Origin of the sequence: Facklamia sp. P12950, from assembly GCF_050409465.1 — a bacterium.
GTDB lineage: Bacteria > Bacillota > Bacilli > Lactobacillales > Aerococcaceae > Facklamia.
Map to the genome: position 1 here is coordinate 1 of NZ_JBNUPK010000007.1, position 13,473 is coordinate 13,473.

The 13,473-nt window shown below is 34.9% G+C and carries 9 protein-coding genes; all 9 read left to right on the forward strand.

All coding sequences use genetic code 11. The features are described from left to right. Positions 1-187: 187 nt before the first annotated feature. The 9 genes from ACQV2Q_RS06700 (at position 188) to ACQV2Q_RS06740 (ending at position 13,469) form a co-directional block, all read left to right on the forward strand. Positions 188-1,360, forward strand: coding sequence for a hypothetical protein (locus ACQV2Q_RS06700; protein ID WP_428882342.1), 1,173 nt, complete (start codon positions 188-190; stop codon positions 1,358-1,360). Between the two features lie 72 nt (positions 1,361-1,432). Next, entirely contained in the window at positions 1,433-2,626 is a 1,194-nt protein-coding gene (locus ACQV2Q_RS06705) for a class I SAM-dependent rRNA methyltransferase (protein WP_428873555.1), read from the forward strand. 18 nt (positions 2,627-2,644) lie between these two features. After that, positions 2,645-3,346, forward strand: a complete 702-nt coding sequence (locus tag ACQV2Q_RS06710; RefSeq protein ID WP_428873556.1) for an ABC transporter ATP-binding protein — start codon at positions 2,645-2,647, stop codon at positions 3,344-3,346. Positions 3,347-3,358: 12 nt separating this feature from the next. Then, positions 3,359-6,271 carry an FtsX-like permease family protein gene (locus ACQV2Q_RS06715; protein ID WP_428882344.1) on the forward strand — a complete coding sequence of 971 codons (2,913 nt, stop codon included), beginning with the start codon at positions 3,359-3,361 and terminating at the stop codon, positions 6,269-6,271. Between the two features lie 93 nt (positions 6,272-6,364). Next, on the forward strand, positions 6,365-8,413 hold the full coding sequence (locus ACQV2Q_RS06720; protein WP_428882346.1) for a serine hydrolase: 2,049 nt from the start codon (positions 6,365-6,367) through the stop codon (positions 8,411-8,413). A 129-nt stretch (positions 8,414-8,542) separates the two neighbouring features. Then, positions 8,543-9,064, forward strand: coding sequence for a hypothetical protein (locus ACQV2Q_RS06725; protein WP_428873559.1), 522 nt, complete (start codon positions 8,543-8,545; stop codon positions 9,062-9,064). 149 nt (positions 9,065-9,213) lie between these two features. Then, positions 9,214-9,783 (forward strand): glycoside hydrolase family 73 protein, encoded by a 570-nt coding sequence (locus ACQV2Q_RS06730; protein ID WP_428882348.1) that lies wholly within the window; start codon positions 9,214-9,216, stop codon positions 9,781-9,783. Positions 9,784-9,810: 27 nt separating this feature from the next. Further along, positions 9,811-10,947, forward strand: a complete 1,137-nt coding sequence (locus ACQV2Q_RS06735; RefSeq protein WP_428873561.1) for an ATP-grasp domain-containing protein — start codon at positions 9,811-9,813, stop codon at positions 10,945-10,947. Positions 10,948-11,087: 140 nt separating this feature from the next. After that, positions 11,088-13,469 (forward strand): UvrD-helicase domain-containing protein, encoded by a 2,382-nt coding sequence (locus ACQV2Q_RS06740; protein WP_428873562.1) that lies wholly within the window; start codon positions 11,088-11,090, stop codon positions 13,467-13,469. The last annotated feature ends 4 nt before the right edge of the window (positions 13,470-13,473 follow it).

The window sequence follows — 13,473 nt, forward strand, 5'->3', positions numbered from 1 at the left end:
TTTCAATTCAGAAGCCTATTTTTAGACATAAAAGTACCCCCAAAAGTTAGTTTTTAACTCGAACTTTTGGGGGTCACTTCAAATTTAGAGGTTTTTTGAAGCTAATTTTATAGAGTAGATTGTTGGTGTATTAAAGCTGAACTTCATTTATAATAATAGTAAGACTTTTTAAAAAGGAGAAGGATTTATGGATAGAGGATTTAAACTAGTCAATAAGCTTTTTATTTTCACTATATTATTAGCTTTATTATATACTCCTATTTCTGCTAAAGCGAATCAAATAACCACAGAGTCATTAACAGAAACTAAAACATCAATAGAAAACAAAGTGGATCAAGAATTACTTAAGAAACTTTCAGAATCATTAATTGATTTGAAAGAGGTTGAAGAATTTGAGGTCAAGATGAAGTGGACCAACCTGGATAAAAATCAAGCGATGGGGCAAGCGACCTACCAAGTAGATGTTACAAAAGGAGACCTGAAGGGCGATTTAAAGTTTCAAATGGAAGATGATTATCCCGAGACAGCAGATTTTGGCTTTATATCATATGGAAGACACCGTTTGTTCTATGTAAAAGAATTTGCTTTTTTAGATAGCCTAGCTTATTTTAAACAAGCTTTTTTTAATTACCAGTTTGATAAACAAATGGCTAAGTACACTAATCTTTATACAGAATTTTCAAATGAAACAATCGGGACGGTTAATCTTAATGAAAAGCCTGCGACTTCTTTGCTGCTCATTCCTAATCAGGATAAGTTAATGAGAGTAGATAAGGGACAATTAAGTTTCAAGAAGGCTCAATATCATTTAAATATTGAAAGAATCGATATTCCAAGTCTTTTCTTTGATAAGCACCCCTTCTTATCCATCTCTTATCGTTTAGATCATTTAATTCAACCTTCTACTTCATCTATCATGAGCGAGTATCAAGATTGGGAAAATCAATTCAACCATCAAATTAAAATTAATGAGCAAGCGAATGATTTTTTATTCGGAACAAAAATTGAATCCGAATTTTCTAACCATTTACAAGTTAAGGAAACGGAACACCGAACACCACAGTTCAATAAAACACTAAATTTGATGAGCCAAGGTTTAACTGATAAATTAACGAGTTTCACCATGGACTTTGATCCAGATAAACAAATTTTAGATGTTACCTTGGAGGGTATTGTAGAAAATGTAGCTTTTAACTTTTTTAGCAAAGATACAGCTGAACTTACTACTAAAAGAGTTCGATTAGAATATTCTTTTAAACCTAAAAAAGTAGTTATTCCCCAAAGAACAAGTCTTAAAACAATCAGTCCGGCAGCTGCTGACTATTTAATGGAAGAATTACTATCAAAAGAGAAAAAGTAATGCTTTAAGAAATGGGCTTGTTTTCTAGAGACTTCTACTATAAATGATCTTAAGAATGAAAGAGGTAATAGAATGAAGTGTTTTTATTTAAAAGATTTTGCGAGTCAAAGGATTCAAGCAGGAGAAAAATTAATAAGGTTAGAAGACTTTGAAGATCCTGATGATATTAAAGATGCACCTGAGGGGATGATTATCTTTATTACTGATCGCAGTCATAACTTTAAAGGGCAAGCTTTCGTTGGTCGGCAAAACAAAGGCTTTGCTTGGGTTTTCAGCTTAAATTTGGAAGATTTGTGGTCCAAAGAACTCTTTTCAATTTACTTTCAAGAAGCTGTTGAACGTAGACAATCTCTATTGGACGACCCTACAACAACGGGTTTTCGTTTATTCAATGGTGAAGGAGATGGATTAGGAGGAATATCAATCGACTGGTATGACCATTTCATTCAAATCAACTGGTATTCTAAAGGTGCTTATGAGTATCGTGATTGGTGGCTTGAAATTCTTTTAGAATCTCCACTTGAAGTTGCAGGTATATACGAAACCAAGCGTTTTCCAATAGGTGATAGTGAAAAAGCAATGGGACATGTTACCGGAAAAGAAGCCCAACAGCCTCTAATTATTAAAGAACAGAATCGAAAGTATGCTATTTATTTAGGTCAGGATTGGATGACAGGCCTTTTTTTTGATCAAAGAGAGGTACGACAGTATATTCAAGAGCAAGCAAAAGGCTTGTCTGTGTTAAATCTTTTTTCATACACGGGTGCATTTTCAGTTGCAGCTAGCCTAGGTGGTGCCAGTAATACTATCAGTGTAGATGTAGCTAACCGTTCATTAGAGTTAACTAAAGAAAATTTCTTAATTAATCAATTGGACGCTGATAATTTATCTAACGAGATTAGAATTATGGATGTGTTTGATTATATTGACTATGTCAAACGCTCTTCAAAAGATTTTGATATGGTGGTATGTGATCCTCCTAGTTTTGCCCGAACCAAACGTTATGTTTTTTCAGCCTTAACTGATTATATAAAAATGGCTAAAGATTTGTTTAAAATAACGAAAGCAGGAGGTTTGTGTGTCTTATCCACAAACCATTCAGCTTACTCAAAAGATAAATTTATTGAGGATATGAATGAAGCTGGGCGTTTAAGTGGCAAGAAGGTTCAATTGATTCAAAGTTTTAGACTTCCCGAAGACTACCCTTCTTCCGTTGATCCTACGAGTCAGTATCTTACAGTTCTGGTATATTATTGTTCTGAATAAGAAAGGCAGGGAGTAAGAATGTCTTATATTGCATTAAAAGAAGTTGTTAAAGAATATAAAACTGGCGAAGTCGTTACACGAGCAAATGATGGAGTCAGTTTTACAATTGATGAGGGAGAGTTTGTGGTTATTTTAGGTCCTTCCGGAGCTGGTAAATCAACTACACTAAATATCTTAGGTGGAATGGATCAAGCGACCTCCGGACAGGTAGTTATAGATGGAGAAGACATTGCTAAATACAAGGCTAAGCAGTTAACGCGTTTTAGGCGAAATAACGTTGGTTTTGTCTTTCAAAATTATAATTTAGTTCCTAACCTAACAGCTAAAGAAAATGTGGAATTAATGATCCACATTGCTAAAAGTAATATGCAAGCAGAAACCGTACTTAAAGAAGCAGGGTTAGGACATCGATTAGATAGTTTTCCTGCTCAGCTATCTGGTGGAGAGCAACAGAGAGTTTCTATTGCGCGGGCCTTAGCAGGTAGACCCAAAATTCTTCTTTGTGATGAGCCTACAGGTGCTTTAGATTATGAAACCGGCAAACAAATTTTGAGATTATTACAAGATACATGTCGAGAAACACGTACAACTGTTGTGGTAATCACTCATAATACGGTGATTTCGAAAATGGCAGACCGTGTGATTAAAATTCGTAATGGACAAGTAGAAGAAATCGTTAAAAATCCGCATCCTACTAATGTATTAGATTTACATTGGTAGAAAGGAGGTAACATGAAATCGCTCATAAAGGATATCTTTCGTGAGATATTAAAAAGTTTCCCACGATTCTTATCGATATTAGCTATTATTAGTCTAGGAGTTGCTTTTTTTATTGGAATCAAAGCAACAGGACCAGCTATGGTAGAAACCGCGCGTGACTATTATGAAACTTATGATTTGCCCGACGGTCGTATATTATCTACTCAAGGTATTAATGATAATGACATTAAAGAAATTAAAAATTTAAAAGATGGCGCAGAACTTCGGTTACGTCCCATTAAATCAGTTATTGGTATGGTTGAGCCAAGTACTCAACCTATCAAAGTTTTTGGTATCAATGAACAAGATAAAAAATATTATCAATTGGTTGAAGGGAGATTTCCACAGAAAGCTTCTGAAATCACATTGGATAGTAAGTATCTTGATTTAATTAATACTGATCCAAACGAGTCTGTCAAAGTTGGAGATAAGGTAAAAATCACTCTGAACCAACGAGCAAGTGAAGACGCTATAGATAGTGATAATTCAGATTCAATCTTTTCAATAAAAGATAGTGAATTGATAACAAATGAGTTTGAAGTTGTTGGATTTGTTCAAACACCACTTTATTATGAACGCATTAATCGAGGCCTCGACCATTCTGTTTTTGGGTTAATTCAAGAAGATCAAATACAAGCCAGTTACTATAGTGAAGTTTTCTATTGGATACGTAATAATAGAAAGAGAGCTTATGAACCAGCTTATCAATCAAGGCTCGATCAACTAAAAATTAAATTAGAAGATTTGTTAGCTAATCGTCCAAAACAGCGTTTGGAAGCCAGTAAAAAGGATATTCAAGCTAAATATGATGAGGTTAGTTCAGATTTAGAAGAAGCTAATAATGACTTTGAGGCGGCAAATAAAAAAATCTCCGAAGTCGAAAAGACACTGATAGATTCTGAACAAGACCTTCAAGAAGCTAAGATAGAATTTAGTCAAATTGAAGAAAACTTATTGCGGCAGTCTCTAGAAGGCAATATAGACTCTAATAATCCTCAAGCTTTAGGAAAGCCTGAAGAACAAGCAGAGTTGTTGGAAGGTCAAGAACAAAGCTTAATGGCTAGTAATGAGTTGTTTTTCGGAGAAAATCAACTGAGTCGCTCAAAAAAAGCTGTAGCAGATAGTATTGCTGAGAATAATCTAGAATTAAGAGAAGGACAATTAGCACTTGAGGAACTTAAAGAATTAGAAGCAGATTTAAAAGAACCGACTTATCATGTGTTGACACGTCAAGACGATGCAGCTTATAAATCTCTGAAAGAAAATGCGGAAAAATTGAATGTTATTTCTAATTTGTTTCCAGTTTTCTTTTTTGCTATTGCCGTTTTAGTTGTTTTCACAACTGTTAAGCGCATGTCAAGTGAACAAAGAAACTATATGGGAACCATGCAACAAATGGGATACCATCGCTGGCAAGTAATCTTAAAATTTGTGGTGTATGCTGGGTTAGCAGGAGTGATTGGAATAGTCTTAGGAATATCTTTGGGCTATCGTATCTTTCCACCAATTATTCTACAAGCATATAATTCCATGTTTTATTTGGCTAACCCATTGATTCCTCGCTCTTTATATTGGAATATGATTGTCGGTGCTATTGCTTTAGCTTGTACACTGATACCAGCAATATATACACCTTATGTATTGTTAAAGCAAGCTCCTGCACAACTTTTAAGACCTGAACCCCCTAAACAAGGTAAACAAATTTTACTTGAAAATTGGACTGAGTTTTGGAAACGCATATCTTTTAATCGTAAAATGACTTTGAGAAACCTTTTCAGATATAAAGGAAGAAATCTCATGACTTTCATTGGTGTAGCAGGCTGTTCAATGTTAATTCTCACTGGTTTTGGAATTAGTGATACTATTTCAGGTTTGCTTTCTAATCAATTTGAGCAATTACAACGCTATGATGCTACTCTGGTCTTGAATGAAGATTTAGGCCAATATCAAACTCAAAAACTGCAAGAAGAATTAGCAGATTACGAAGGCATTGAAGCGTATTATCCAATCCGTTCAGAATCCTTAGAATTAGAAAATGATGTTGAAAAAGAAAATGTCAATTTAATAGTTCCGCTAGGTGATGTTCAATCATTTAAAGACTTTGTATTTGTAAGACAAGGTGGAGATGATAAAGTGGCTGAACCAGTTGATTTAGATGAAGCAGGACCACTTTATACAGAACGATTAGCTGAGTTATTCAACTTAAAACCCAACTCTAAAGCTATCTTTAAAATGGACGATGAAAATTATACGATTCCTTTAAAGGGAGCAGCAGAAAACTATGTCAATCATTATCTCTATATGGGAGAAAATGACTACAATCAGGTGTTTGAAAAGCCCGCTCAAATTAATGCTTTTTTACTGAAATATGAAGCTAATGCCAAAGTGACTCGTATAGAAGACCAGTTACAAGATAATGAGGATGTTCAAGCTATCGTTAATATAACTAATATAGAAGAAGTAGTTAGCAAGACGATGGATAGTTTATACGTCATTACAATTGTTTTAATCGTTTCAGCGGCAGCCTTAGCTTTTGTGGTCTTGTATAACTTGACCAATATTAATATAGAAGAGAGAAATCGTGAACTGGCCACTATCAAAGTTTTAGGTTTTTATGCAAGAGAAGTGAGTTTGTATGTCTATGAGGAAATCTTTATAATCACAGTATTAGGTTCTTCTTTTGGCCTGATAGCTGGACGTGTGCTTACACATATTATTATGAAACAGATGCAAATGAATTCAATGCTCTTTTATCCTAGGGCAACCCTAGCATCCTTTTTAATATCCTTTATTCTTACATTTATTTTCTCAAGTTCTGTTATGCTGATCATGCACCAAAAAATAAAACGTATTAATATGGTAGAAGCTCTCAAGGGACTTGATTAATCAGTCCCGTATTGTTAAGCCCTTTAAGAATATGCTACAATGGTTTAAGTTAAGAACCAATTATAGAGCGACTATCTAAGAGGAGGCAATCAAATGAAGTGTCCAAATTGTGGACGGAATGTCCGTAGTAAGACCCAATGTGCGTACTGCGGTTATAGATTTAATCAAGCAGATAAAAAAGAACAGAGTTTATTGAAAAAGAGAAAACCTAATGATGAAATATCAGTTGAAAAAGATATCCGTGGTCTAAATGAAGTAGCTGATAATGAAAAACAATCTCAAGCTATCAAAGACAATAGACAGCACGTTCCTGTTAGGCGATCTCTTGAAAAAGAATTAGCAGAAGCAGAAAAAGAAGCTAAATTAGCTTATGAACGTTCACTTCAATCAAATTCAAAAGGCAATGAATCGGAAGAGGATTCAGAAGAAGCTTTTAAGAAAAGGGCAGACGAAATTTTATCTTATCCGTACACTGGCTCATTATTTTCTGATGAATCCACCGATAATGCTGAAGATTATATTGTCCCTAGAACTAAAAAGACTAGTTTTGGTAAAACGCTTTGGACTATTGTCAAATGGTTAATTTTATTGGCAGCCTTTTTTTTAATGTTTGTTTACGGACCTCAATTGGTAGGCATGGTTAAGAGTTATTTGGACCCAATAATAAATCAAAATAGTGAACAACCTGTCCAAGAAACTGAGACTTCTCAACTTCCAAAGGATACTGAAAAAACAATGAATGTTACTTCAGATAATTCTTCTTCTGAAGTAAAATCAGAAGAAGAAAATCAAACAACCACTGTAGAAGATACTGTTTTTGAAATAGAAAAATCAAAGGTAGATGTGGATGCTTATCCGATGATTACAGTTAATCTCGATTTTGCCAACTCTCTTTCTGATGTAGATCAAGAAACATTTAACTTTAAAGTGAAATATAATGAGACTGAAGCAGAATTGAAGGATGAGTTTTCTCTTTTTAAAGAAGGCAAGAAACTTAGATTATCCTTTAATGATCCCGCTTTATCAGTGATTGGTGAAGATACAAGTCAACAAGAGCTTTTAATAAGTGCAGAGAATTTTTCAGAACGCATCGCTTATGAAGTACCAAATAAGCAAGATCAAGCAGAAAGAATTGATCAGTTTAATCAAATAGTTACCAATTACTTTTCTAATCAGGAAACAGTAGCTTTACAAATTCAACAGCTAGGAGATAAAGCACCCTTTGTTTATGAAAACCAAACAATGGAGGCTGATCGTCTAATCGCTTGGTTTATTTTACAACGTACCTATGAATTGCTAGCAGAAGAAACAATTACTCTTGACCAAGAAATCCCTGTTAAAACACAATTAATTGCTTCTGGGGATTCAGGACAAGTGGCAAGTCAAGCTAGAGATTCCTATACAGTCCAAGAGTTGATTGATTTAACTATTCAATCAGGAGATGCCTCTGCCATGAATCATCTCGTTCAGCTTGCTGAGGGTGTCAACCGCTTTAACTACTGGTTAAAAGAGTCTGGATATTTTGCTACTCGTATGAACGCTCCATTAGCTATTGAAGAAGATAGTTACATAACGGGTGCAGTCACTGATGTAACGGACTTAGCTAATTTACTTATCAAATTAGCTAAAAACGAATTGATTGATGGAGAATATGACGACTTGCTGAAAGAATCAGTCAATCTCTCACCATTCACAGATAAATTTCCCAATTATAATGCTAATGTGACTCAACGTTACGAATTATTAACTACCGAAGAAAACCCACAACTTCAACATATTGCCGGGATTGCTCAAGCAGCAGGAGAAGACTATATTTATGTAGTTCTTACAAAAAAATTCACTGAACCTTATGAAATGAATGGTAAGATAAGCCAAACAATTAATGATATACTCATACAATATTTAGCGAACCAAGAAGGTGCTGAGATCTTAGAAAATGAAACTACTCTTGAGGTGACGCAAGAACCAGTTCAGACTACTCAAGCAGTAGTAACCCCACCTGTTACATCGGTTGAAACAGGTGTAGAGCCGACAGATAATTTATATAATGGCAAGCAAACAGAAAATTATTACTGGTTTGGCGATGAATACCGTAGAGGCACCTGGTATCAAGATGAAAATGGTGCTTGGTATTATTATTAAAAGGTTTATTCAAATGATTAGTTTTGAGATAGAAAGACTTCAATTTAAGAAGTCTTTCTATTTTTAAGAGTTTTTCCACTTTTCACATCACTTTTTAGGTGTATAATAGAGAAAAAGGGAGGAATTTCAATGAGTCCTACACTGATACAAATCGTTATTCATGCTATTAAAGAGAAATTTCAAACTGAAAAAGCTTTTTATGCGGAAAAGTTAGGCATTAGTCCTCAATCTTGGGACCGATGGAAAAAAGGAGAACAAGGTTTAAAATTTGAAAATATCCAAATAATATCGACTTTATTTACTGACTATGAATGGATGCTTGTTCAAAAAGTTGTGCGAAATGCTGAAATAATTCCAGAGGTTTCAGCTAATCCTGTTGGAGAATACCTCTATCTTAAATATCAAATCGCCAAGACTTGGGTTAACCATGGTATGGTACGCTTAGAATGGCATCAGAGTGAAAGCTCAGAAAACCAACAGAACACAATGATCTTGCAATTAATTGCAGATTATCAATTTTGGGGATACAACGATATAATAGAAATTCGTCTACCTGGAGTTTTGAGACAACAATTAGAAACTGATGAGGTAAAACTCTTACAATGGTTTGATGACCAAAGTGATAAAGTAAGAGACACTGTCGAAGAATAAAAATAGAGTGGTGAAGCTATTTGGTGCAAAGAAAACGCAAAAAAGCTCATAGACCCAGAAAAAAAACTTTGAAAAATAATAAGAAACTTAAACAATTCAAAAAATGGCAGGAAGCTTTCTTTAAACGATTAGGATGTTTAAGCTTCTTTATGATTATCTTTATTAGTTTACTTTTTGTGTTGTTATTTCGTTGGATGTTACAACCGGCTCCTAATTTTTATCAAAATGAGCTTTATCAATCAGATCACTTGCTCAAAGAACAATTTATTGCAGATTTGGTCCCAACTGCCCAAGCTTTACAAAGAGAGTTTGGTGTCTATGCTTCTGTGTCTTTAGCTCAAGCTGTTTTAGAATCGGACTTTGGTAGAAGTCAATTAGCTAGCCAGCATAATAATCTATATGGTGTAAAAACAAGTGCTGACGATCCTAATTCTGCACTCTATCCAACAATGGAGTTTTTTGATGGCGAGTGGGTTGAGATTAAGGATTATTTTAAGGTGTATCCTTCTAGACAAGCATCAATGCGTGAGCACGCTCTTTTAATGATTAATGGAACTTCTTGGGATCCTAATCAATATCAAGCTGTATTACAAGCCAAGGATTTCCAATCACAAGCTCAGGCATTACAAGATTCGGGTTATGCAACCGATCCAAATTACGGAGAAAAATTAATAAATATGATTGAAGAGTGGCAATTGGATCAATATGATCAACCATAAAAAGAATAATATGATGGGAGGGATAAAATGGTTCGAAGACATCAACCAGGAAGTATGATTGGTATTATTGGAGACTCACTTACAACCGCTTTACTGGCCCAAGAGGCCGGAAGATTGGGGTATCGTGTAGCAAGCATGGTGAGTCATGATGAAAACCCGGTCAAACAATTTTCTTATTGGCAAATAGTCGATGCTAACTATCAAGACGAGAGTTTAATCGAATTTGCAAGCTTAGTGGATATGATATATATTGAACCAGGTATTTTATCAAACCGACATTATAAATTATTGGAAGAATATACTGACTTGGCTTTATCAGAAGATTTAGTTGCAATTACAACAGACCGTTTAATTGAAAAAGTTTATTTAGACTCTACTAAAAGTTTAGTAGCTCCTTTTTCAATGGTGACTTCCATTGAAGATATTAAAGAAGCGATAGAATATATAGGTTATCCTTGTGTTCTTAAGTCAGGACAACGACATTTGAATCAAGCCAAGGACCACATTCTTCTATTCAATGAGGATGATTTACCTTTAGCAGAGAAGAAAGTTGAGCAAGCAACATGTATACTTGAGGCTTGGATTCCAGTTGAGAAGAGAGTTTCTTTGACTGTTGTCAGAAATGAGCGAGGAGAATTATTGATTTATCCTCCCTTTGAATTAGTAGATAAAGGGTTAATTATTGGTACACAAGTAAGGTATCCTGCGCGTATTGTTGATGAGGTTTCTAATGAAATCAACCGATTAGGCCGATTAATTGCTGAGTCACTTACATTGATTGGGGCTTTGACATTAGAGTTCTTTATTACATCTTCTGGTGTTATTTACATCAATCAAGCTTCGATTGGCTTATCGCAAGCGGCAACTTTTACAATCGGCTCGATGTCCATATCGCAATTCGAAGCGTGTATGCGAGCACTGTCAGGCTTGCCTTTGCCTACTTTAAAAGTAAAATCAGCAGCAGCTATAGCGATTCCTTTAGAATATTTAAATATAGAAAATGTCATGACACAATATATGTCTCGCACAGATTGGGGTTTTGCTTTAGTAAATTTTCCTGGACAATTACACAATCATTTGGAAGGACAGGTAATCATAACGGGAGATAGTTTAATATCGTGTGATCGGCAAATTGAAATGACCGGATTATATAAAATTCAATAGAATTAAGAAGCTGAAGGGATAGCCTTGGCTTCTTTTTATTTTATGAGGAGTTGAGAGAAGGCTATAAAGGACATAGGAGATTGTTCTTATTTTTGATATAATATCAAATATTGGAAGCGTTGGTGAAATGGAGTGATAATATGAATTTATTAGAAAGTATAGGTCGATTAAATAATAAGCAAAAGGAGGCTGTATTGACTACCCAGGGACCGCTGTTAATAGCCGCTGGGGCAGGTTCAGGAAAAACACGGGTTCTTACTCACCGAATCGCTTATCTTGTTGAAGAAGAAAGAGTAAATCCTTGGAATATATTGGCTATTACTTTTACAAATAAAGCCGCAAATGAAATGAAAGAGCGGATTAAAAACTTAGTTGGCCCAGATGCAGACTCTATATGGGTCTCAACATTTCATGCAATGTGTGTGAGGATACTTAGAAGAGAGGGCGAAAAAATCGGTTATCAACGAAATTTCTCAATCGTAGACCCATCTGAACAACTAACTTTGATGCGTCAAGTGTTAAAAGAATTAAATTTAGATAGCAAACAATTTAAAGATAAGAATCTTCTATGGCAAATTGAACAAGCAAAAAATGAAGGTAAAAGCCCAGCACATTATTTACAAACTGCCGGTAATTTTGTTGAAGAAATTTATGCAAAAGTCTATCAACTTTATCAGACAAAATTAAAACAAGCCAACGCCATGGATTTTAATGATTTGATTCTTAATACTGTTAAATTATTAGAAGAATATGATGATGTCCGTCACTTTTATCAGCATAAGTTTCAATATATTCATGTTGATGAGTACCAAGATACCAATAATACTCAGTATCAACTCATTCGATTATTAACAGGAATTCTTAATAACATTTGTGTAGTAGGAGATGCTGATCAATCTATTTATGGCTGGCGCGGCGCAAATATGGAAAACATTTTAAACTTTGAATCTGACTTTCCTCAAGCTAAAACGATTCTATTAGAACAAAACTACCGTTCCAGTCAAAATATTTTAGCTGCAGCTAATAGTGTGATTAAAAATAATCGAAATCGTAAAGTTAAGAAATTATGGTCTAATAAGGACAAAGGAAGCAAGATTAAGTTTTATCATTCAGACAACGACTCAGAGGAAGCGCTTTTTGTTATTCAAGAAATTATTGAGCTTAAAGATCGTTTTAATTTAAAAAATGATGATTTTGCTATTCTTTATCGAACTCAAGCTCAGTCACGCTCTTTAGAGGACCAGCTGTTAAAAGCCAATTTACCTTATAAAATTATTGGGGGCTTGAAGTTTTATGCTCGTAAAGAAATCCAAGACACCTTGGCTTATTTAAGGTTAATTAATAACCCCGCTGACAACCTTAGCTTTAATCGAATTGTGAATGTTCCTAAACGTGGAATTGGAAATACCACTATCGAGCGGTTATCAAATTTTGCTGCTCAGATTCAGTTACCCTGGTTCATGGCGATCGATTATTTAGATCAGTCTCAACTATCTAAAGCAGTACAAAAGAAATTACAAACGTTTGCTCAAATGGTTAAAAATCTTCAAGAACAAGCAAAATATCTCTCTATGAGTGAACTAGTAGAGCAAGTGTGGCAGCTTTCAAACTATACTCAGGCTTTAATTGAAGAAGGCACTCTTGAAAGTCGAGCTCGCTTAGAAAACTTAGAAGAATTTGCTTCAGTAACTAAACTTTTTGACCAAGAGGATCATAGTTTACTGTTAGAAAAAGATCCTGATTTTCAAAATCAAGATCAAAGCACTATCGAATCGCAAGCAATTTTAGAAATATCAGGTTCAAATGTTGCTTTGGATCTATTTGAGTCAGCAGTGGAAAGTGAGGACGATACTAATCAATCAACAGCTTTATTGACTCAATTCCTTACAGAATTGTCTTTGGTTAGTGATAACCAAGAAGAGGATGAACAAATGGGTATCACTTTGATGACTCTACATGCAGCCAAGGGCTTAGAATTTCCGGTTGTCTTTATTGTTGGAATGGAAGAAGGGATTTTCCCATCCTATCGTTCTTTTGATAATGAAGAAGATTTAGAGGAAGAAAGAAGATTAGCCTATGTAGGAATGACACGCGCTGAGGAAATATTATATTTAACAGCAGCATCCAATCGTCTACTATACGGACGTTATCAGCAAAATTTAGTTAGTCGATTTATAGATGAGATTGAACAAGATTTACTTGAGCATATTGGACTTCCAGGAAGAGTCAAAAGATTTACTGCAAATAATCGAGGAAAAAACCAAGCCAATAGAGTTAAGTTAAGTCCCCCTTCGGCTCCCGTTAAGAAGAAGCGAGCTTTCCAAGCAACTTCAAATGTCAAAGGTCTAGAAATGATTAACTGGCAAGTGGGAGACAAAGTGGACCACAAAGCTTGGGGTCAAGGGACAATTGTAAAAGTTGACAAGTCAGCTAGCGACCAAATTTTAAAAGTAGCTTTTCCAGAGCAAGGAATTAAACAGTTAATGGCAGCATTTGCTCCAATTACTAAGTTATCAGATTAGGAGG